The following is a 21,693-nucleotide window of genomic DNA, read 5'->3' as shown; positions in this document are numbered from 1 at the left end:
CTCCGACGCCGTTATGCGGATCGGTCGACCACGACACCACCGAAATGATCTCCGGCTACGAAAATCTTGCCAGAGCCCTGAACGCGCCCAGCTACGTACGGATGAACGTGACCGGCCGCGTGGGGCCGGGGCCTTCCGCCCCTCCAGCGCCGTCAGCTGCGCCCGGTGAGCTGCTGGCCCACCCCGAACCGGCGCAGGTCGGCGAGGACTTTCGGGTCCTGGGCGTCCAGCCAGTCGCAGAGCTGGCGGAAGGAGACCAGCCGGACGTCCTTGTATTTCTGCTTGTCCGCCATGTGCTTGAACGCCTCCTCGACGGCGTCCATGTAAATGCCGCCGTTCCACTTCTCGAAGTGGTTGCCGATGAAGAACGGGGCGCGGTTGGTCTCGTAGGCCCGCTTGAAGCCGGCGATGTAGGCCTCGGTGGCCTGCTTGCGCCAGCCCGGGTAGTTGACCGGCGGGGCCTTGGTGGAGTTCTTCGACTGCTGGTACATCAGGTTGTAGTCCATCGACAGGGCGTCGCGGGAATGGCCGGGGAACGGTATCCCCTGGAGCGGGAAATCCCACAGGCCCTGCTTCTTGGTGGGCCAGACCTGGAGGCCGCCGGGTGAGCTGGCGTCGTAGCGCCAGCCGAGCTTGCGGGCCGTGGGCAGCAGGTTGTCCTGGCCGAGCAGACACGGCGTACGGCCGCCGACGAGTTCCTTGCTGTAGTCGAAGGGCAGCGGTTCGAGGTCGGTGAAACCGGTGTTGGTCCGCCACTTGGTGACGAAGTCCATGGCCTGCTTGATTTCGTCGTCCCACTGGGCGGGGGTCCAGTGCTTCACCGAGCCCGCGCCCTCGGCGCAGAAGTGACCGTTGAAGTGGGTGCCTATCTCGTGGCCCTCCAGCCACGCCGAGCGCACGTTCTGCAGCGTCATCTTGACGTGCTCGTCGGTGAGGAAGTCTATTTCGGAGTGGCCGACGGGGTTGTTCGGCGGGCGGTACATGCGCCTCTTCGACTCGGGCAGCGTATACAGCCCGGACAGGAAGAAGGTCATCGAGGCGTCGTGGTCCTTGGCGAGCTTGCGGAACCGCGGGAAGAGGCCGGTGCCCACCTCGCCGGCCCCGTCCCAGGAGAAGACGACGAACTGCGGCGGCTTCTGGCCCGGCGCCAGTTTCTCCGGTGCGTGCGGCTGGTTGGGCTGCTTTCCGGTGTACGCCGTGGAGCCGTCGCCTATCGGCTTGGCCGGTGCTTTCTGACCGGACTTCGTTCCGACCTTGCCGGAGTCCGACGAACCAGAGGAAGAGCAGCCGGCGACGGAAATGGCGGCTGCTGCCCCTACGCCGAGTCCGAGTATTCCGCGCCGGTTGAATTCACGCATGGAACGGTCCTCATCGCATTCGTTAGGAGTTCTTGTCTGCGGGACGCCCAGAGAGAGGGGCAGGCGGCTGCCGGGGTTCCGTTGCCGCCTCAAATAGCAGAATTCTCGACGGACGGTCGCGGGACATTCACCCTCCGAAGTCACGGGCGGGACCCTGAAGTGACTAATGGAGTGAGTACCGTCGAACTCCCCCGGTGCTGAGCGCGTGGAGCCTCACTCACCCGCACCACAGATGCACCTGGGGCCGGGGCATGAGGCGCGGGGCCGAAGGCCATCTTGCAGAATTGCGGTACCAGTGTGCTCAGGTTCCCGAGACCGTCTTCTCGTCAGTGGGAGGGACAGTGTTGAAAGGCATGGCAGCCGTCGTCACGGGCGGATCCCGCGGCATCGGCCGGGCGATTGTTCAACGCCTGTGCCGAGACGGAGCGCGAGTGGTCTTCAACTACGCCACCAACGAGGAAGCCGCGGCCGAGGTCGTCCGCACCGTGCGCGCGGACGGCGGCCAGGCCCACGCCGTGCGCCTGGACATGGCCGATCCGAGCGGACCGGAACAGCTCCTGGAAACTGCCGAGAAGCACCTCGGCGGCCTGGACATTCTGGTGAACAACGCCGCGATGTCTCATACTCCGACACCACTCGCGGAGACCGACACCGCAATGTTCGACAACGTGATGACGCTGAACACCCGCTCGGTCTTCCTGACCATCCGATACGCGGCCAGGCGGATGCGCGACGGCGGCCGGATCGTCACCATCTCCACCATCAACACGGTGCGGCCGGCTCCAGGCATCGGCCCCTACGCCGCCAGCAAAGGCGCCGTCGAGCAGCTGACCGCGGTCGCAGCGCAGGAACTCGGGTCACGCGGCATCACTGTCAACAGCGTCTCTCCCGGTGCCACGGACACCGAGATGCTTCAGGCGGCCAACCCCCCGCAAACTCTTCAGACGATCGCCGGCGTGACACCTCTCGGCCGGATCGGACAGCCCTCCGACGTCGCCGACATCGTCGCCTTTCTTGTCGGCCAAGACGGCCGGTGGATCACCGGTCAAAACCTGCGGGCGACCGGCGGCCTGGTCTGAACCTCCCCGCGCAAGCGTGAGACCGGCGCCTCCATGACCACGGGCAGGCGCCGGCCGTCGGAACGAACACTGCCGCAGCTCAGAGGGGAGTCCGAGCTGCGGCAGTGAGCGGCGGGTCGGGTTTCAGGGAGTGCCACCCCGCCCTCGCAGGCCGGCCACCCACCAGGCGCGTGAACAACGCTCCAGGTCAATACACCTGGGGCGCGTCCGCAAAGTCCCGCCGACGGCCCCGGGATCAGGCGCGGGTGTCCGGGCCCTGGACCGCTTCGGGGAGTTGGCGGCGCCCGGTGATGCCCAGTTTGCGGAATCCGTTGGTGAGGTGGTTCTCCACGGTGCGCTGCGTGATGAACAGCTTCTGCGCGATCTCGCGGTTCGTCAGGCCGGCGGCCGCCAGGGCGGCGACCCGGCGTTCGCCGGCGGTCAGCGCCTCGACCCCCACCGTGCAGGGGGTCCGGGGGCGTGCCCCGAATTCCCGCAGTCTGCTGAGGGCTTGCGCGCTCAGGCTCGCCGCTGAGCAGTGCTGAGCGAGGTTGCGGCCGCGGTGGGCCAGGTCGCGCGCGACGCGGGTATGACCGGCCTCGTGCCGCACCGTGGCGAGTTCGATGAGTGAGCGGGCCTGCTCCACCGTCGCCTCGGCCTGCCCCAGCAGGTCGACCGACTCCTCCAGCAGACGCCGGCCGCGTGGTCCGCGCGCCACCAGACCGGCGGTGCGCGACGAGATGCCGAGCGCGCGGGGCGCGCCAAAGGACCGCGCCTGGTCGAGTTCCTCCTGCGCGAGGCGTTCGGCCGGGCCCTGGTCGCCCAGGGCCCGGTGCGCGAGGGCGGCCAGGGAACGCCAGGGCAGCACGGCCGGGTTGTCCCGTCGCCAGGCGAGCTGACGGCGGCCGCACTCCAGCAGGTCGCGCAGCGCGTCGTCGGCGTGGCCGCGGGCGAGGGAGAGGCGCGCGCGGGCCTCCAGCAGGTGTGTCCACTGCCAGTCCGGCTCAAGACGCGCGCAGTCGGGACGGGCGAGAAGCCCGGCCGCCTCGTCGAATTCCGCGGCCTCCACCAGCGCGCGCACCAGAGCGGCGGTCGCCAGTGCCACTTTGGCGTTTCCCCGGGAGGCGGAGAGCAGGTCGAGGGATTCGCGGCCCGCGTCGATCGCCGTCGGCACATCACCGGATCGGTAGGCCAATTCGCACCGGCTCATCGACACCAGGATCCGGGAAGCAGGCAGTGCGTCCTGCTGGATGTCGGCCGCCACGCGGTCGAGGAACGCGGCGGCTTCGCTCGACCGGTCGCACCAGGTCAGAGCCTGCACGGCCAGCTCGGCCGCCATCACGGTCACGCCCTGCGGCAGCTCGCCCTCCAGTGCGCGGCGGGCCTGAGCGGCCACGTGGTCGGCGTCGGCGTCCGTTCCGAGGGCGAGGGTCGCCCGGACCGCCGCCACCCCTCGTACGGCCACCGGTGCGTGCGGGCTCGCCGCCTCCAGCTCGGCGACGGTCCGGTCGACCTGCGTACGCCGGGTCCGGTCATCGAGGTCGGTCAGGAGACGTTGGACGTCCAGGTGCACCGCCAGGTCCCCGCGGGACGGTTCGGCGCGGGCCAGGGCACGGGCCTCGCGGTCGAGCAGCTCGGCCGCCTGGCATCCGCGGCGGCACCGCGCGAGGGCATCGGCGAGGACGGGCACGATCTCTGGCCGCTGCGGCGCCCGGTCGGTGAGCAGGCCGAGGGATTCGGTGAGGTGGCGGACCGCGGCCGCCGGGTGACCGCCGGCCTCGATACGGCCCAACTCCCCCAGCACCAGGGCCCGGTCACCGTCCGGCAGCGGTTCGCGCAGGGCCCGGAGCAGGTAACGGATCGCCGCGCCGGAATCGTCGCGTGCCGTCGCCGCCCGGGCTGCGGCGCGCAGCACGCTGAGGACCCACGGCATGCCGGTCGGCACGGCGGTGAGGAGATGCCCGGCGGTCTCCTCCGGCGGCGCGTCCTGGTCGTGCAACCCACGGGCGGTCTGGTAGTGCGGGCACGACCGCTCGCACGGCTCGGAAACGGTGATGGCTCCTGCCCCCTGTCCAACGAGTGATCACCTTCGTATGCGTACGCCGACGCACGGGGAGTGTGGAACACAGTCCTCCGCCCCCGTGGTGCCGTGTTCTCGCACGTCACTGAGGCTGTCCGGCGCGCATCCATCATCGCGGCCGGGCAGGGAAGGCCGTCAGGGGCGAAATACCTGTGCCGCCACCGTCTCGGCGAGTACGTATCCGCGCCGCGCCCACGACGGCCAACCGCTGCCGGACGGTCTTCGCCCGCGCGCCCGGACGGCCTTCGCCCGCGCGCCCGGACCGCGGCTCACGGCCACCGCGATCCGGGCGCGCCGGACGGTTCAACCGGCCCGGCGCAAACCGGCCACCTGCAAGGAGCCGAAGACCACCACCGCCACGCCGATGAAGCCGACGTAGCAGATCCCCAACGTGGTGATCTCGAACCACCCGGCCGTCAGCAGCGCCACACACCCCACCGCCCAGACGGCGTTGAGCAGCACGGCGCCGACCGCGACCCAGCGGATGACCGTCTGCCGGGTGGCGGCGTACCACAGCACAGCGGCATAGACAGCCAGGAATGCCCCCTGGCCCCAGTGCAGCCACGCCGGGAGACCCAGCATCCCGTCCAGGCTCCGCGCGCCCAGGAGACTGAGCACCGCCACGAGGCCGGAGACCACCCCGTCCGTTTTCAGGGCGAAGCGCAACAAGAACTCGTTCATGACCGGCACCCCCGCGCTCAGCAACCGGCCGTCGCGGCCGAGGCAATCACGTCGGCGACCCGCTCCGGCTGGGAGAGCAGCACCGCGTGGCTCGCCGGCACGGAGGTGACGGACGCCCCCATGCGCTCGGCCATCCACTGCTGCGCGGCGGGCAACAGCGCCAGGTCGTTCTCGGCGACCAGGTACCAGGACGGGATCGTGAGCCAGGCCGGTTCGCCGGACGGGGTGGCGAAGCATGCCGGGGCCGCCGGCTTCTGCACGCCGGCCAGCACGGCGGCGCGGGCGGACGGGAGGTCCGCGGCGAACACCTGCCGGTACCGGTCGGGGTCGATCCACAACCGGCCCTGCTCGTCCTGCTGGACCGCTTCGCCGACGGCCGACGGGAAGTGGGCCAGGATGTCATTGCCCCGCTCGCCCTGCTGAGGGGCGAACGCCGCTATGTACACCAGGGCGGACACATTCGGCGCGCCCTGCGCCGCATTGGTGATGACGGCACCCCCGTAGGACCAGCCCGCCAGCACGACCGGCCCCGGCAGCCGGTCCACCACCTGCCGGGTGTACGCCACGTCCTCCTCCACGGAGGTCAGCGGCAGCTGCACGGCATGCACCCGGTGTCCGGCGGCGTGCAGGAGCGGGATCACCTCGCTCCAGCTCGACCCGTCGGCCCACAGCCCGTGTACCACCACAATGTCAGTCACAACCATCAACCCTCGTGCTCGGATCGGAGTCCGACCCGCTGTGCGTGCCGGTCGGTGAAGCTTTCCGGGATCAAGGCTGTCGGAGCGGAGACCACCAGGGATCACGGAATCCCCGTGAGATTTCGATGCGGCCTCCGGGCCCCCGGAAACGCCCGGCAGCCGCGCCAGTCCCAGGGCAACGGATCAGGGCAATGGAGGGGGCCGAGGGAAAGTCCCTTTCTTAGCGGCACGTTAGATCTGACGGCCGGGCCTTGTCCGGGTACGACGGCGCCCGCATCCTCTGAGCACCTCATCGCCTCTCCCACCAGGGGACTTCTCGTCTGGAGCCGTCATGTCACCGTCCGCCGCACTGCCCAGGAAGCCATCCGGCGACGAGCGCGCGAAGCGCCGCCTCGCCCTGATCGGCGGGTCGCTCGGCAACCTCGTCGAGTGGTACGACTGGTTCGTCTACGCCACCTTCGCGATCTACTTCGCGGACTCGTTCTTCCCCGGCGACAACCCGACCACCCAGCTGATGAACACGGCAGGGATCTTCGCCGTCGGGTTCCTGATGCGCCCGGTCGGCGGCTGGGTCCTCGGCCGGGCCGCGGACCGGCACGGGCGGAAGAGCGCGCTCACCCTCACCGTCGCCATGATGTCGGTGGCCGCCCTCCTGATCTCCGTCGCCCCGACCTACGGGCAGGCCGGCTACGTCGGCGCGCTCGTACTCCTGCTGGCGCGGCTGCTGCAAGGGATGAGCATCGGCGGTGAGTACGCGGCGAGCGCCACCTATCTGACCGAGGCGTCGGCCCGCGGCCGCCGGGGGCTGGGCTCATCGATGCAGTACGTGTCGATGACCTGCGGCCAACTGCTCGGCCTGGGCATCCTCATCACCCTGCAGCAGACGCTGAGCGCCCCTCAGCTGTCGAGCTGGGGCTGGCGGATCCCGTTCGTCCTCGGGGCGCTCTTCGCGGTGGTGGTGTTCTGGCTGCGGCGCCGCCTGGAGGAGACCGAGGCGTTCGCCGAGCAGTCCGCCGGCCGCGGCCGCGACGACACCCGCGGCACCCTGAAGGCCCTGTGGCAGCACCGCCGCCAGGCGGGCCTGGTCATGGCGCTCACCCTCGGCGGCACGGTGGCCTATTACACGTACACCACGTATCTGACCAAGTACCTGATCGGTAGTGCGGGCATGGCGAAGACCACCGCCACCCTGGTGAGCTTCACCTCGCTGACCGTCTTCGCCGTGCTGCAACCCTTCGCCGGGGCACTGTCGGACCGGATCGGCCGCCGCCCGCTGCTGATCACCTTCGCGGTCGGCTGCACCGTCGGCACCTACCCGATCATGACCGCCCTGCGGTCGGCGTCGTCGTACTGGTCGGCGCTCGGACTGTCGCTGCTGGCCCTGGTGATCGTCACCGGGTACACCTCGATCAACGCGGCGGTGAAGGCGGAGCTGTTCCCCACCCGGGTGCGCGCCCTGGGCGTGGCGCTGCCCTACGGGATCGCCAACGCGCTCTTCGGCGGTACGGCGGAGTATGTGGCGCTGTGGTTCAAGGACGCGGGTCACGAGACGATGTTCTTCTGGTACGTGTCCGGGTGCGCGCTGATCTCCCTGGTCACCTACGTCCTGATGCCGGACACCCGGGACGCCGCGCTCAGCCGTGCCGAGGCCGACGCGGCCCCCGAGGCCGGGAGCCTGCCCCCGGTGGCTACGGCCGGCTGATCCGCCGTGGCTACGGGCACCGCAGCCCGCGGCCCGTAGCCACGGCCCCCACCTGGGCAGGCCTCTTCCCCAGGAGCCGTCGATGGGGTATCCAGAAGGCGCTGTCCAGGTGACAGGGGAAATATCCGCATGCATGCGCTTCTGGTCGAGGACGACGACCGTATGGCCCTCGCCCTCGGCACCGCCCTCGCCCAGCGCGGGCACACCGTCCGCAGGGTCGGCCGCGCCTCGGACGCCCTGCAGCATGCGCGCGAGGCCCAGTTCGTCCTGCTGGACCTCGGCCTGCCGGACCTGGACGGGCTGGAGCTGTTGCGGCGGCTGCGCACCGTGTGCGAAGCGCCCCTCATCGTGGTCACCGCCCGCTGCGAGGAGCGCGACATCGTGCAGGGCCTGCGCGCGGGCGCCGACGACTACGTGGTCAAGCCCTTCCGGATGACCGAGCTGATGGCCCGCATCGACGCCGTACGCCGCCGGACGGGCGCCCCGTCCGGCGACGGGCCCACCGGCGGCCGGGTGCGCACCGGTGACGTCGAGATCGATCCGGCGGGCCGCACCGTCACGGTGTCGGGGCAGCACATCCGGCTGACCCGGCGGGAGTTCGACGTGCTCGCCTTCCTGGCCGCGCGGCCCGGCGAGGTGCACTCCCGTGAGGAGATCCTGGACCGGATCTGGGGCGACGCGTTTCTGGCCGCCTCCCGCTCCCTGGACGTCCATGTGGCCGGTATTCGCGCCAAGACGGCCAGGCCCGGCCTGGTCCGTACGGTCCGAGGATTCGGCTACCAGCTCGGGGCCACCGGCCAGGAGGACGGCCGATGAGGCGCAGACTCCTGGCCGTACTGATCGTGCTCATCGGCGCCGCGGTGCTCCTGCTGTCGATTCCGCTGGCCGACTCCTCCGCCCGGGGACGCACCGAGCATCTGCTGCTCCAGCGGCGGTCCGAAGCGGTGCGGTTCGCCGACCTCGCCGACCGGGTGCGGACCGCGGCCGACCGGTCCGAGCTGTCCACCGAGATCGGCCGGTACGCGGAGCTGTACCGGGCCGCTGTGCTGGTCGTGGACACGACGGGACGCCCCGTCGCGCAGGCCGGGGCGGGCGCCGCGTCGGCGGCCGCGGCAACGGCGGTCGAGGCGAAAACCCAGGCCCTGACCGGCCGTTCCACCGCGACGTTGCCGACGATCCGGCCCTGGGGCCCGTCCACCGTGGTGCTGGCCGAGCCGGTGGGGCGGGACGAGCGGGTGAGCGGGGCGGTACTGCTGGCCGCCCCCACCGCCGCCGCGCGCCGGGACGTGACCGTCCGCTGGTCGCTCCTCGCGGCCGGCGCCCTCGCCGCGTTCGCCTCGGCCGTCCTGGTCGCGGCGGGGCTCACCCGGTGGCTGATGCGTCCGGTGCGTGACCTGGACCGGGCGGTGGAGGGGCTGGCGGCCGGCAGTCTCCAGGCGCGGGCCGTCTCCGACACCGGACCACCGGAACTGCGCCGTCTGCGGCAGCACTTCAACACCATGGCGGAGGCGGTGGGCACCTCCCTGCACCGCCAGCGCGCCTTCGTCGCCGACGCCTCCCACCAGCTACGCAACCCGCTGGCGACCCTGGTGCTCCAATTGGAGAACGTGGAGCCGCACCTCCCCCCGGGGCCGGGCCGGGCGGAGCACTCCCGCGCGCTCGACGAGGCGGAACGTCTGGGAGAGCTGCTCGACGGTCTGCTCGCGCTCGCCCGGGTGGAGTCCGGCAGCGCCGGACTGACCGACCAGGACGCGTCGGCGGCCGTCCATGAGCGGGTGGCGGCCTGGGAACCCGTCTTCCGCGCGAACGGCCTGGAGCTGACCGCCGACGTGCGCGACGACCTGCGGGTACGCGCGCTGCCCGACGCGGTGGGCCGTGTCCTGGACGCCCTGCTCGACAACGCCGCCAAGTTCGTACCGTCCGGCGGCCGCGTCGACGTACACGCCGCGTCCAGGGGCGGGAACGTCGTCGTACGCGTCGCCGACAACGGCCCCGGGGTGTCCGAGGACCAGGTGGACGCACTGCTGCGACGCTTCGTCCGCGGCGCCCAGCACCAGAACGTGCCCGGCAGCGGGCTGGGCCTGGCCATCGCCGACGAGATCGCCCAGATCAGCGGCGGCCGCCTTACCGCCGGCCACAACACGCCACGGGGCCTGGCCATGGAACTGCTGCTGCCGGCCGTCCGGGCCGACCGATGACCACCGTGCTCCGGCCGCCGGCCGCTGCCGGGCCGGTCAGCCGTACACGGAGCGGCCCGGCCGGTCAGCCGTACACCGACCGGTAGTACGCGACCGCGCCCGGGTGGAGCGGTACCCGGCCCGTGGAGATGGCGAAGCGGGGTTCCAGCCGCGCCCCCGCCGTCACGTCCCGCAGCAGGTCGCGCCACCGGTCGAAGACCACGTGGAGCAGCTCGCGCACCGCGGGTTCCGGTACGTCGGCCCGTGCCGTCAAGTAGTTGCCGACGCCGATGGTGCCCACCGGTTCCCGCAGCCCGTACGCCCCGGCCGGCAGCGTGACCGCCGTGTAGACCGAGCCGTAGCGCTCCCGCAGCGCGCTCACGAAGCCGTCCAGCGGCAGGAACCGCAACGGCAGGGTCCGGGCGAGCGCTGACAGCGCGGGCGTCGGCACGCCTCCGGACCACAGCAGCGCATCGACCGTGCCCGCGCGCAGCGCCGCCACCGACTCGGCGAGGCCGAGCTGCCGCTCCCGCACCGCTCTGTCACCGGTCAGGCCCGCCGCCCGCAGCAACCGCCCTGCAATCACGTGCACTCCGGAAGCTGCCGCGCCCGTGGCGACCGGCCGCCGGGCGAGCGCATCGACCGATCGCACCGGTCCGTGCGCCGGAACGACGAGGTGGGTGTAGTTCACATAGACCCGGGCCAAGGCCCGCACCGGAACCGGATGGGAAAACTCCGCCCGGCCGAGCAGCGCGTCCTGGGCCGCGTCCGCCATCGCCAGCGCCAGCTCCACCGACCCTCCGTCGAGCCGGCGGAGGTTGTCCACACTCGCCGAGGTGGCCACCGGAACGACGTCCAACCGGTGACCGCTCCGGGCGACGGCCTCGGCCAGCGCCCGGCCGAAGGCGTGGTACGGACCGCCCTGCGGCCCCGTGGCGAACCGCAGCCGGCGCACCGGCACGGACTCCGTGGCACATCCGGCCAGGGCCGCCGCCGCGACCCCGGCGAGCCCCAGCCCCAGCAGATCCCGACGCCCGAGGCCCCGGGACGACTCCCGACGAACGCGCCGCACCGGCGCCCCGCCAGGCACCCCGGGCAGTGTCCCGCCCGCCTCGCGGCTCGCTGCTACAGGCGCATCTGCGCTGGTCACGGGCGGAGTGTAACCGCAGACCAGACGCCGCGGCCATCGTCTGGAGACCGCCGGCCCGCCAGGGGAAACGCGTGCGGGTAGCCGGCAGGCACGTAGCGTTTCAGGCATTTTCCCCGTTATCAGCGGGGAGGTGGCGGCGGAGTGTGGGACGTACTCCGTCCCTCGCCCCCTCACTCCCGGATGACCACCGATGACGACCACGGAAATCTCGCCGTCGCGTACGGCCGACCACACCTCGTGCCGGCTCGCTCACCGGCCGGAGGCGGTCGGCCACGCCCGCCGGATCGCCCGGCCGCTGCTGCACAGTTGGCGGGTCGGCGAGGAGGCCTCCGCTTCGGTGCTGCTCGTGCTGTCCGAGCTGGTGACCAACGCCGTGGTGCACGCGCGTCCGCCGCTGGCTCTCCACCTGCACCTGCACCGTGAGCATGCGGACCTGCGGGTGTGGATCGCCGTGACCGACGGCGGGCCGGCCACGCGAACCGGGTGCTGTGCGGCGAGCCGCGCGCAGGACGAACACGGGCGCGGCCTGTTCCTCATCGACACGCTGGCCACCTCCCACGGCACCTGCATGCACGGGGGCGGCTCCATCACCCACTGGGCGCGCTTGCGTGCACCGGCCCGCACCGCCGCTTGACGCTCCGTGCCGCCGGTCAGGGCATTGCTGCCGATGGCAGGGTCAGGCGGTGTGGTTCCTGGCGGCCCAGGCGGCGATCTGGGCGCGTGAGGTGAAGCCGAGCTTGGTCAGGATGTGCTCGACGTGGCCTTCGGCGGTGCGCCGGGAGATCGTCAGCTTGGCGGCGATCTCCTTGTTGGTGCTGCCCTCGGCGACCAGCTCGGCGACCTGGGCCTCGCGGCGGGTCAGCTGCACCGGCGCCTCCTGCGGGGCCGGCGGCGGGCCGGGAGCGCCGGACTCTTCCAACGCGAAGGCGACGGACTGCTCCAGGGTGAGCTGCTTCCCGGCCCGGACGGCCGCCGCGAACGCGGTGTCGCCCAACTCGGCGCGGAGTGCGGACGTGCACTGCTCGTGGCCGGCCTGCAGATGACCGAGCCCGGTGAGCGTGGACCCGGCGACCTCCCACGTCGCCTCGGCGGCACCCACCAGCGTGGCAGCCCGTTCACCGAGCCCCGCGGCGGCCGCACACCAGCCCAGGACCTCCAGGCACTGGGCCACACCCCATTGGTCGTAGGAGAGCGGCTTGTCCCGCAGCGCGTGCCGGATCAGCGTGCCGGCCCGCTGGTGGCGCCCGCAGCGGAAGTGGTCCAGACCCAGGACCCAGAGCGCGTGGGTCCGCGACCACTGCGCACCGTGGGCCTCACACAGCGCCAGGCACCGCTCGGCGTGCACGGTCGCGGCGGGATCGTCGAGATTGACGCACGCGGTGGCGAGCATGAAGGACGTGACGGCCGCGTTCCCCGCGTCGTCGGCGGCCTGGTGACCTGCGAGCGCGTCCTCCAGCAGCGGGACGGCCCGGCGGAAGTCGCCCCGGAACAGCGCCACGAGGCCGTCCAGGGTCACCGTCGCCCGGCTCAGATCCGGGTCGTCCCCCAGGGCGGGCAGGAGTGCCCGGCAGTGTTCCACCCGCGCCTGCGCCGCGTCGATGTCGCCTTGCAGTACGGCCAGCAGCCCGTCGACGAAGAGCGCTTTGACCCGGACCGGACGCGGCTCCTCGTCCCGGGCGAGGGCGCGGCCGAGCCACTGCCGGCCCTCGTTGAAGGAGCCGAAGCCGAGCCGGTGGATCCACATCGAGGCCGCCAGACCCAGCGCCGTATCTGCCGCTCCGGGCTCGTCCGCACAGAACTCCAGCGCCGACCGGAAGTTGTGATGCTCCATACGAAGCCGCGTGAACCAGCCCATCTGGTCGGGGCCGAACCACTCGGCTTCTGCCTGTTCGGCCAGCCTCCGGTAGTAGTCACGGTGCCGCTCCCGCAGCACGTGTTCCTCACCCGACGCGGCCAGCTGCTCCCTCCCGTACTGGCGCAGCGTGTCCAGCAGCCAGTACCGCATCCGCGCCCCGCGCTCCTCGCAGGCCAGCACCGACTTGTCCACCAGACCGACCAGCACGCCGAGTACATGGCCGCGCTCCATACCCACCCCGGAACAGACCTGGTCGACGGCGTCCACATCGAAACCGCCGGAGAACACCGACAGCCGCGACCACAGCAGGCGTTCCTGGCTCGTACACAGGTCGTGACTCCAGTCGATCGCCGCCCGCAGGGTCCGCTGCCGCGGCAGTGCCGCCCGGGACCCCGCCGTGAGCATCCTGAACCGGTCGTCGAGCCGGCTCAGGATCTCCTCCGCCGACAGCGCGCGCAGCTGCGCCGCCGCCAGCTCGATCGCCAGCGGAACCCCGTCCAGCCGTCGGCAGATCTCGTCCACCACCGCGGCTTTGCTCGCGGTGAGTTCGAAATCCGGGCGCACCGCGGCCGCCCGGTCGGCGAACAGCGTCACCGCCTCGCACAGTTCGGGGGACACTCCCTCCCCGGACAGCACCATCGGCGGCACCGGGAACACACACTCCCCGCCCACGCCCAGCATCTGCCGGCTCGTCGTCAGCACCTGCACGTCCGGTGCCGCGCGCAGCACGGTGCCGACCAGCGCCGCACAGTCGTCCAGTACGTGTTCGCAGTTGTCCAGCACCAACAGCAGCCGCTGATCGGCCACATGGTCCACCAGCGTGGCCAACGGATCACGGATCGCTTCGTTGCCGAGCCTGAGCCGCGCCGCCACGGTCTGGGCCAGCTGCTCCCCGTCCTCCAGCGCGGCCAGCTCCACCAGCCACACCCCGCCGGGGAAGGACCGCCGCACCTCGGCGGCGACCCGCAAGGCCAACCGCGTCTTCCCGATCCCACCCGGACCGGTCAAGGTCACCAGCCGCCCCCGCGACATCAGCGCCCTGGCCTGGGACATCTCCCGCCGTCGCCCGATGAACCGGGTCACCTCGGCCGGCAACACCCCCGCCTCCCAGACACGACCGCCCATACCCGCACGCTAGACGGCCCCCGGGGGGTGGGCAACTGACCTGGAGCACCAGCTCGCCGAGGGACGTTCAAGGGACCCCCACCTCGGGGGAATCACTCATTGAACGACCATCGGAGGATCGAGTGGCGCAATTTCCCGATTGAAAAACTCGGTGAAACCTTCCCCTCGACGGTAAAGCTCATCGAAGCCAGCGGAAGTTTCTTCAATCACTCCTTGATCCGCGATCCGATTTGCTCCCGCCGCGTTCCCGTCGTCGTCGTAAACCACCTCGTACATGACCTCATCACCAAGGATCACAACTTCTGGCACAAGGCGATCGACTTCGATATCTGAGATTTTGCGGGCATCCAGCACTCGGATATTGTCACCCAATTCCACCCGCAGCCGAAGCACGAACAGTTCCCACTGTACGTACGGAGTGACAGGGAACTGCACTACGCGGAGCCGACGCTCCAGAATGCCGAGCTCCGCAGCCTTCCGGAACTGGCCGGCGTAGATTTCACGCTTCTCCTCAATCAAGGAGAGCGCCCTATTCCACTCGCCGACGGCGAAGGCTTCCCAGCTGGGAAAACCTCGCTCCTTGAAATTCTGCCCACGCTCGAGCTTCTTCAAGAAGCGGATGCCGCTCTCATAATGGCGGCGAAAGTCCTCGTGGTAGCTCGGCCGGTCCAAATGCTCTGAGATGGTTCGCTGGAACGACTCAAACACTTGGGATATCCGGCTTCGCCGCGACCATCATGCTCCTCGGGATGACCACGAGTCGTTCGTCGGCGCCGACCGATACCCCCGGTGGTAGATTTTTCCCGAGCGAGTTCGTCAGATCCCTGCCGATGATGGCGACATCTCCATTCTCCAGCTCCCAGATGTCGGGACAGTCGGGATTATCTGTTGTATGCCCTAACTCCTGCGGGGATTTCCCTAGCCGCCTTTTGAACTGCGTTGTAGGGTCAGCTTCCCACGGCCTGGCCACACAACCACCCCTCTCTTTCGGACGTTCCAGAGCGTTTTGAGGTTAGCGCCTGAAGCTCGACGCAGCTAGAGCAAACACTGGACTACGCAGGAAAAACGGACACATGGCATATGCCGTGGGAATATCTTATCGAGGCTCGCTTGCTCGTTCAGTTCGACGGTGCAACGATGCTGACCTTGAGCGGCCGCGAGGCCCTCACGGCCTCGACAGTCGAATTTGTGGACTTATAGCAGGAATCTGGAGCAGTAGCGATTCAGCTGGGGGAGCTATGGATCCGGAATTAACATCGTTCACGCAGACCGCTGGCACCACCTTGGTCACTCTGATGGCAACTGAGGCCTGGCAGCACACTCGCGACGGATTAACGCGGCTGTGGCAGCGTCTGCAGCCGGACAGGGCTCACATTGTTTCCGATGAATTGGACGCAAGTCGCGAAGAAGTGCTGCGCGCCCGCTCAGCAGCCGACCAAGAGACGCTGAGTGAATTGTGCTTGCAGTGGCAGGGGTATCTCCGCCGGCTGTTGCTCGCCCGGCCAGAGGCCATTGAGGACCTTCGCAGCTTGCTTGACGACGTCGATCCGGAAGCCGCTACGCACGCTGCACGGATCACTCAGCACGGAACTGCATCCGGGCGAGCACGCGTCTATCAAGCTGGCCGAGACATGCACATCAATGAACGATGAGAGGTGCGATGGACGGCCACGCCGAAGACGGCGGCCGCGTCTACCAATCGTCGCGTGACCAACACATCAGCGAGTACCACTATCACGGCAGCGATGCCCCTGCCTTGGCCGGCCCGGACTCGGTTCGACGCCCGGCAGTGGGCCGAGCCCCCGTGGTTTTGCGCGACCGCGCCGAAGTGCTCCAGCGCCTACGGGCGAGTGTCGCGGAAGGAAAGGGCGGCCAGGCCTTCGTTCTTCACGGCATGGGAGGCTGCGGCAAGACTGCCGTCGCTCACGCCTTGTTTCAATCCGCTACGGAGGCCAGCGGTCGTGTCGGCCTGTGGGTGAACGCCTCCGACCGTGCGAGCCTGCGCTCCGGCATGCTCGCCGTTGCCGCGGACCGTGGTGCCACAGATGGCGAGCTGTTGGCTGCTCGCAACGGCCTGCGTCCTGGAGCCGACCTCGTGTGGGAACACCTCGACCGATCCGCTGAGCCGTGGCTGCTGGTACTGGACAACGCAGATGATCCCGAGATTCTGAGGGATGGCAGCTGGCTGCGTACCAGCCCTGGCGGCATCGTGGTGGTCACGACACGGCGTGCAACTGCTCGCTGGTGGCCAGGAGCGGAGTTGCAGCACATCGGGGTACTGCCGCGGGAAGACGCTGCACGAGTGCTGTGCGACCTGGCCCCGCAGAGCGGCACGCTGAAGCAGGCTTCGGTGATCGCGGACAGACTCGGTCGACTGCCGCTCGCGCTGACGCTGGCGGGTGGCTTCCTGTCCCACCAAGTGCTCGACCCCTGGACGATGGACGCCTATAGCCGACACCTTGAGCAAGGAGAACGTGTCGAGCTCATCGACCAAGGAGCTGACCTCTTGTCAGATGTAGATCCACGTCACCTGGTAGGGCGTACCTGGCAACTCACGCTCGACGCATTCGAAGCGCGCGGCCTGCCCGAGGCAGTGACACTGCTTCGCTTGCTCGCCCGTTTCGCTTCGGAGCCACTGCCACTGACCCTGCTGAATCGTCCTGAAATCAGTGGCGTACTCCCGCGGGCTCGCACTGAAACCGCACTGAGAGCGTTGCTCGACCAATCGCTCACTGAACTGGTCAACGTGGGCGTGCGGTGCGTTCAAAGTCACGGTGTACTGCTCGACAGCGTCGCTTCCGCCACGCCACCGGATTCGCTGAGCACTCTCAACTCGACTGCTTGCCGGCTGTTGGACGCCGCGATTCCTGAACTTCCTGACGCCGGCCCGGAAGACCCGCATCTACGGCTGCTCAGCCCCCATCTCATCGCCTTGTTGCAACGTGCTGCGACTTCCTCAACACTGGCCGATTTGGTGGGCATGGCGACCCGCTTGGCCACTGCGCTGCACCGTACCGGTGACTATCTGTCCGCCTGGGAGACCGCCCATAGTGCGGTGGCACTTTCGGAGCACATCCTCGGTCCGGAGCACCGCTTGGTTTTGGCTGCGCGTTCCAGGGCTGGTCGAGCACTGTTCCGGCTGGGAAAGTACGCGGAGGCCGAGCCGCTGCTGCGCCAGGTCCGAAGCCATCAGGAGCGGCTGTTCGGAGCCTGCGACCCGGACACCCTGGACAGTGGCCACGGTCTTCAACTGGTGCTCGGAAACCTTGGCAAGCAGGCGGAAGCCCTGTCTCTGCTCCGCGCCACGATTGCGGGCCGACAATCGGCACTCGGGCCTGCACATCCATTGACACTGCGGTCCCGGGCCAGCCTGCTGACGATGCTGTCGGCGGCCGAACTCGAAAGGGAAGACAACTCTGCATTGCTTTCCTTGCCGTCGGAATGTGAGCGGTACCTCGGCCCGGATCACACGGTCACACTGGGAGCAAGACATAACCATGCGTGGGCACTTTACGTACTCAGGCGCTTTGACGAGGCCGATGAGGAGATCCGACTGGTCGCAGACACGTATGAACGTCGCTTCGGGTCCGACTACCCCATCGCGCTTTCGGCGCAACAGCTATACGCTCGAATTCAGCATAAACTTGGACACTTCGAGGCGGCAGTAAGCCTCATGAATGACGTCACGGAAAGGCGGACGAACAGCCTCGGCGCCGACCATCCTTTTACAACCGCCAGCAGGAAGGTACTGGCCGAGCTCAAGGAAGATCGGCGAAATACGCCCTGATTCGACTCCCGGTGGGGCGCGGTGCGTTGCGGTGCCCGGACGGATGTGGTGGCCCGGCCGGATGTGGCGGCCGGGCACCGCCGGATTCACGACACCGGCCGCTTTCGGGGTCCGGGTAGGCGACGGCGCGATGCCGGTGCACTGAGGACAGAGCGACATGGCAGCCGTGGAGGCTTATATGGGGCTAATGTCGGATTGACTATCGTGTCGGGGGTGACATGGTTGCGACGCTTGCCCGCTACGGCGGTGTATGTGGCGTTGCTGCTGGCCACCGCTGGGTGGATGGTCTCGCAGCCGTTGCGGGAACAGGCCCGCTTCATCCGGCACAACAGCAGCAACGTGCACCATCTTGAAAGCGGCAAGTGGTGGACCCTCTTCACCAGTGGACTGGTGGTGGACGGCGTCCCCGTCCTGCTGGGGATAGCTGCCGTGGCCGGCGTGCTCGGGCTGGCGGAGTGGCGGTGGGGGACGCTGCGCGGGTTCGGGGTCTTCCTCTTCGGGCACCTCGTGGCAACGCTCCTCACCGAGGGCGCCATGTGGCTGATGAAGCTGGTTCACCTGCCAGGCGTCCTGGCCAGGGCCCGCGACGTCGGGATCAGTTACGGGCTCGTGGCCACGGTCTCCTGTCTGCTGCCCCTCGGCGGACGGCGAGCTCGCCGCTACGGGTTGCCCGCCCTTGCCGGGCTGCTCACCGTTGCGTGGATCATCAACCAGGAACTCGCCGACGCGGGTCACCTCGTAGCCCTGTGCCTGGGCGTACTCGGGGCCCACACCACCTGGCTGCGCTCTGCCGCGCAGGGCCGCTCTCCGCAGCAGCGCCCGAGCGCACCGGCGACCACCGAGGCCCTCATGGCGCCCACCCGGGCCGCAGCAAGCGGTAAGTGAGCGCAGGTCAGTACCAGATGGCGACCGGGTGCCCGCCCGCATTGCGCTCGGGCGGATCCGGGAGGGAGCGGGCCCGGCCGCGGGCGATCCGGTCGGCCGTCCACGCGGCAGCGGCCGCGTCCAGCACGTCGTCCGGCGGGGTACGCCCCGCGTCCCCCAGGTCGTCCGGGAGGACGATGCCGGCGTCGGCGAGGAGCGAGCGCCGAGCCATCTGCCCTGCCCAGCTCTTCTTGCGGGGAAGCAGCGCTGTCCCGCCCGCCAGGGCCCGGAACGAAACTTCGGGGTGCACTTCGAAGAGCCGGTCACCCCCAGGCTCCGCCAAGCCGGCGTTCGCCTCACGGAGTTTGCGTGCGAGGCCCCAGGTCTGGCGGCTCAGCCCGGCCCCGGTGAGTTCGCGGCACCGGTGCCGCGCATCGTCGTACTCCTCCTCCTGCCACACCGCACGCGGTGGCACCCGGAACACGCTGCCCCGCCGCGGGCCCAGCAGGGCCGCCGCCTCCGTGTCCGCCCGCCGCCACCCGGCGTCGAGGAGCCCCAGCGGCATGTCCACGGCCACGACCGCGACGCTGCCGGCCGCGGCTCCGGGCAAGAGGGAGAGCAGGGTGGTGACGGCCCGTGCCTCCGCGAAGCGGCCGTCGTGGAGCCGGACCGCCAGCCATCCGGCCGGACACGCGTCGACGCCGAGAACGGTCACCATGTCAGCCGGCGTCCTCGAACGGGGCCGTCGGAGGATAGCCGTACGCACCGTAAAGGCGGACGAAATAAGCGAGTGCGACGGTCCGGCGGCGCACGAGGCCCTGCTCCGATTTCTCGTACAGCTCGACCCGCTCCTGGCCGCCCGGCCCGATCGGCTGCACCAGACGGCCGCCCGCCCGCAGCTGTGCGGCCAGCGGCGGCGGCACCTCCGGGAACGCGGCGGAGATCACGATCGCGTCGAACGGCGCCCGGCCGGGCACGCCCAGGGTGCCGTCGCCGACGACGATCTCGGCGTTCCCGATCCCCTGGCCGGCGAGGTTGGCGCGGGCCTGCCCGGCCATGTCCGCCCACCGCTCGACGCCGACGACGTACGCCGCGAGGCGTGCCAGCAGCGCCGTCTGGAAGCCGTGGCCGCTGCCGATCTCCAGGACGCACTCGTCCCCCGTGAGGCCGAGGGCGGCGACCATCGTCGCCACAAGGGAGGGCTGCGTCGTCACCTGGCCATGACCGATCGGAACCGGCGCGTCCGCGTACGCCGACGCGCGGTGTGCCGCCGGGACGAAAGCCGAACGCGGGGTCGCCTGGAGGACACGCAGCAGGCGTTCGTCCGTCACGCCGGAGGCGCGAGCGGCCTGCACCAGGTCCTCGGGGCCCGGATCGCGGCGGAGACGGGACATCCTGACCGCCTCCCTTCCAGACCATCGTCGGTCACGATCCGTTCCAGCACTACCCCGCTCTCACGGAACACCAGGTCACAGCCATGATCTGCGGGCAGTCAGGTAAAGATCGCGTGCACCTGATCGACCGCTTCGGGCCCGTAGCCAACCGTGCCCACGGGGACCGCACCGTCGATCGCCTCGATGACGCGACCGGCCCACACCGGCCCGAATCCCCCGCAGAGTTCGATCAGTTGCACGCCCTCGCCCACCAGACGCCGCGCGGCCTCGATCCCCTCTTCAGGCTTCTCCACCCCCACGAGGACGGTGCGACACTTCCCCGTGTCCACGACACTGACGTCGCCGCCTGCGGCACTGCCGGCTGCCGTGTAGATGAATCCCCAGTGCGTGAGCGCCATGCGGGTGCACCTCCTGTGGTCGTCGAAGCCACCAGCCAAGCAGAACCGGGACGAGGACGTCCCCGGTTCGGAGATGAACCGCGAGAGATCCGCGGGCGCCGGCGCCCTCACTCCGCGCTCCCGGCACCCGCCGGGAGCAGCAGCCTCGCCGCATCCACGCAGGCCCGTCGGACACCCCTGATCGCAGCCCGTCGACCGGCCGTCCGGGGCCGGGAGCGGGCAGGTTCATCGGGTACAGCCCCTGGTCGGGAGCAGCAGACGAGTCGGCCGGTACGCCGGGGACAACTGGTGCTTTCGCAGGCTGCTCCGCGGAGGCTCCGTTGCAGGAGTGCTCAGAGGTCAAAGATGCAGTCATCGGAAGAGTAGGGGTCGCAGTCAAGGCAACGGAGGCCCCGGCAGCCGCTGCATCGGATGAGCGACCGCCCGCAGTGGCACCTGGAGACACCTGGATCGGCGGACCGACCGACCTCGGCCGGTGGGCGGTGGATGGTGCCGGTAGGCGGAACAGGCTGCTCGGCGTCAGCGCTCACTGGCTTACTCCCATCGGATCTGGTGCAGTACTCCGGGCCATGAACGGGGCGGCCTCGGCTGCCGGCGCCCCGGTCCTGGCTGTCACAGGCGTAGCGGCGCCGTGGGAACAAGGGGCAGCATGCACGCCACCCGGCGGAGCAGATCGGGCCGACTGCACTGGTCCACCGGTCCACCAGGATTTCCGGGCCGTACGACCGGGATGACACCTGCACAAAGCAGCTCTCCCGTGGCAGCAGCGCGACGTCCCGGACCAGCGTGAAGCACCGTATGCACTGCATTCGGCGGCACAATCCACCTGACGCCAGGGCACGCAGCCGTCCCCTCCGTCGCAACGACGGTGGCCCGGACCACCGGACTCGCTGACTCATGCTGACTCATGACGCCACGATCAATACGAGAGCCACGACCTGTCGGTCCTTCGAAGAGGACCGCCCTGTCCGACGAGGAGTGCCGAGGGTCGCCCGGCGGAAACTCCCTCGCGTACATCGACAGCAAAAGCACTGTAGAAGCGGCTCCTCCCCCGCACCATGGACAGATGTCAGGCCCGCTCCGCCGTGAGTTCATACACCTGCTCGAACGCCACGGCGGGCACTCGGGCGGTTCCACGACTCCACGCGCTTGGCCGAACGGCTGGTGGAGGACGCGTCGTGGTCCGTGTCTCTGATCAGCAGATACGCAGTGCGCGAGCGTAGCTGGGCGGGGCGAAGCGCCCTCGATGCGGGAGTCGGCCCCCGCACTCGGACTGCCGGAGAGCCTCTTGTGCGGCGTTGCGCGCGGCGGTGGCACGGATGGGCCGTTCGGCACGGCACGGAGGTGGCAGCCGCTACCCGGCGGC

General features: G+C 69.8%; 19 protein-coding genes. 8 read left to right on the top strand and 11 right to left on the bottom strand.

Features of this window, described 5'->3' with window-relative positions; genetic code table 11:
• Positions 1-152 precede the first annotated feature (152 nt).
• Positions 153-1,358, bottom strand: a complete 1,206-nt coding sequence (locus tag EST92_RS13520) for a hypothetical protein (RefSeq protein ID WP_129281179.1) — start codon at positions 1,356-1,358, stop codon at positions 153-155.
• Between the two features lie 353 nt (positions 1,359-1,711).
• On the opposite strand from EST92_RS13520, the gene EST92_RS13515 reads away from it, so the two are divergent.
• Positions 1,712-2,437, top strand: a complete 726-nt coding sequence (locus tag EST92_RS13515) for a glucose 1-dehydrogenase (RefSeq protein ID WP_254068800.1) — start codon at positions 1,712-1,714, stop codon at positions 2,435-2,437.
• 235 nt (positions 2,438-2,672) lie between these two features.
• Here the strand turns inward: EST92_RS13515 and EST92_RS32575 are convergent, their stop codons facing one another.
• From EST92_RS32575 to EST92_RS13500, 3 genes are all read right to left on the bottom strand, one after another.
• Positions 2,673-4,415: a helix-turn-helix transcriptional regulator gene (locus tag EST92_RS32575; RefSeq protein WP_129281177.1), complete on the bottom strand. Its 1,743-nt coding sequence runs from the start codon at positions 4,413-4,415 to the stop codon at positions 2,673-2,675.
• A 384-nt stretch (positions 4,416-4,799) separates the two neighbouring features.
• Entirely contained in the window at positions 4,800-5,177 is a 378-nt protein-coding gene (locus tag EST92_RS13505) for a hypothetical protein (protein ID WP_129281176.1), read from the bottom strand.
• A 17-nt stretch (positions 5,178-5,194) separates the two neighbouring features.
• Positions 5,195-5,875, bottom strand: a complete 681-nt coding sequence (locus tag EST92_RS13500; RefSeq protein ID WP_216849098.1) for an alpha/beta hydrolase — start codon at positions 5,873-5,875, stop codon at positions 5,195-5,197.
• Positions 5,876-6,206: 331 nt separating this feature from the next.
• On the opposite strand from EST92_RS13500, the gene EST92_RS13495 reads away from it, so the two are divergent.
• The 3 genes from EST92_RS13495 (at position 6,207) to EST92_RS13485 (ending at position 9,775) form a co-directional block, all read left to right on the top strand.
• Positions 6,207-7,577: an MFS transporter gene (locus tag EST92_RS13495; protein ID WP_174244009.1), complete on the top strand. Its 1,371-nt coding sequence runs from the start codon at positions 6,207-6,209 to the stop codon at positions 7,575-7,577.
• 129 nt (positions 7,578-7,706) lie between these two features.
• Positions 7,707-8,393: a response regulator transcription factor gene (locus EST92_RS13490; protein WP_129248062.1), complete on the top strand. Its 687-nt coding sequence runs from the start codon at positions 7,707-7,709 to the stop codon at positions 8,391-8,393.
• Positions 8,390-9,775, top strand: a complete 1,386-nt coding sequence (locus EST92_RS13485; protein WP_129281174.1) for a HAMP domain-containing sensor histidine kinase — start codon at positions 8,390-8,392, stop codon at positions 9,773-9,775. The genes EST92_RS13490 and EST92_RS13485 overlap by 4 nt, the downstream gene beginning before the upstream one ends.
• Before the next feature lie 64 nt (positions 9,776-9,839).
• Here EST92_RS13485 and EST92_RS13480 read toward each other — a convergent pair whose 3' ends face one another.
• Positions 9,840-10,904 carry a TAXI family TRAP transporter solute-binding subunit gene (locus tag EST92_RS13480; protein WP_254068799.1) on the bottom strand — a complete coding sequence of 355 codons (1,065 nt, stop codon included), beginning with the start codon at positions 10,902-10,904 and terminating at the stop codon, positions 9,840-9,842.
• Positions 10,905-11,094: 190 nt separating this feature from the next.
• Between EST92_RS13480 and EST92_RS13475 the strand changes: the two genes are divergently transcribed.
• Complete coding sequence (locus EST92_RS13475; protein WP_129281172.1) at positions 11,095-11,538, top strand: ATP-binding protein; 444 nt, start codon at positions 11,095-11,097, stop codon at positions 11,536-11,538.
• Between the two features lie 42 nt (positions 11,539-11,580).
• Here the strand turns inward: EST92_RS13475 and EST92_RS13470 are convergent, their stop codons facing one another.
• The 3 genes from EST92_RS13470 to EST92_RS32155 all read right to left on the bottom strand — a co-directional run bounded on the left by EST92_RS13470 (position 11,581) and on the right by EST92_RS32155 (position 14,854).
• Positions 11,581-13,884 (bottom strand): LuxR C-terminal-related transcriptional regulator, encoded by a 2,304-nt coding sequence (locus EST92_RS13470; RefSeq protein ID WP_129281171.1) that lies wholly within the window; start codon positions 13,882-13,884, stop codon positions 11,581-11,583.
• 96 nt (positions 13,885-13,980) lie between these two features.
• Positions 13,981-14,592, bottom strand: a complete 612-nt coding sequence (locus tag EST92_RS13465) for a DUF6879 family protein (RefSeq protein ID WP_129281170.1) — start codon at positions 14,590-14,592, stop codon at positions 13,981-13,983.
• Complete coding sequence (locus EST92_RS32155; protein WP_129281169.1) at positions 14,585-14,854, bottom strand: hypothetical protein; 270 nt, start codon at positions 14,852-14,854, stop codon at positions 14,585-14,587. The genes EST92_RS13465 and EST92_RS32155 overlap by 8 nt, the downstream gene beginning before the upstream one ends.
• 268 nt (positions 14,855-15,122) lie before the next feature.
• Here EST92_RS32155 and EST92_RS13455 point away from each other — a divergent pair, with 268 nt between their 5' ends.
• The 3 genes from EST92_RS13455 to EST92_RS13445 all read left to right on the top strand — a co-directional run bounded on the left by EST92_RS13455 (position 15,123) and on the right by EST92_RS13445 (position 18,556).
• Entirely contained in the window at positions 15,123-15,536 is a 414-nt protein-coding gene (locus tag EST92_RS13455) for a hypothetical protein (RefSeq protein ID WP_129281168.1), read from the top strand.
• 8 nt (positions 15,537-15,544) lie between these two features.
• Positions 15,545-17,671, top strand: coding sequence for a tetratricopeptide repeat protein (locus tag EST92_RS13450; protein WP_129281167.1), 2,127 nt, complete (start codon positions 15,545-15,547; stop codon positions 17,669-17,671).
• 213 nt (positions 17,672-17,884) lie between these two features.
• The gene (locus EST92_RS13445) at positions 17,885-18,556 is read left to right on the top strand and encodes a rhomboid-like protein (RefSeq protein ID WP_254068798.1); all 672 of its coding nucleotides are present in this window, start codon (positions 17,885-17,887) and stop codon (positions 18,554-18,556) included.
• 7 nt (positions 18,557-18,563) lie between these two features.
• Here EST92_RS13445 and EST92_RS13440 read toward each other — a convergent pair whose 3' ends face one another.
• From EST92_RS13440 to EST92_RS13430, 3 genes are all read right to left on the bottom strand, one after another.
• Positions 18,564-19,253, bottom strand: a complete 690-nt coding sequence (locus EST92_RS13440) for a DUF429 domain-containing protein (protein WP_129281166.1) — start codon at positions 19,251-19,253, stop codon at positions 18,564-18,566.
• A 1-nt stretch (position 19,254) separates the two neighbouring features.
• Positions 19,255-19,929 (bottom strand): protein-L-isoaspartate O-methyltransferase, encoded by a 675-nt coding sequence (locus EST92_RS13435; RefSeq protein WP_129281165.1) that lies wholly within the window; start codon positions 19,927-19,929, stop codon positions 19,255-19,257.
• A gap of 98 nt (positions 19,930-20,027) precedes the next feature.
• Positions 20,028-20,327, bottom strand: a complete 300-nt coding sequence (locus tag EST92_RS13430) for a DUF6506 family protein (RefSeq protein ID WP_129281164.1) — start codon at positions 20,325-20,327, stop codon at positions 20,028-20,030.
• Between the last annotated feature and the right edge of the window lie 1,366 nt (positions 20,328-21,693).

This window comes from Streptomyces sp. TM32, from assembly GCF_004122755.1.
Classification (GTDB): Bacteria; Actinomycetota; Actinomycetes; order Streptomycetales; family Streptomycetaceae; genus Streptomyces; species Streptomyces sioyaensis.
This window is presented reverse-complemented; position numbering and strand designations above follow the sequence as displayed.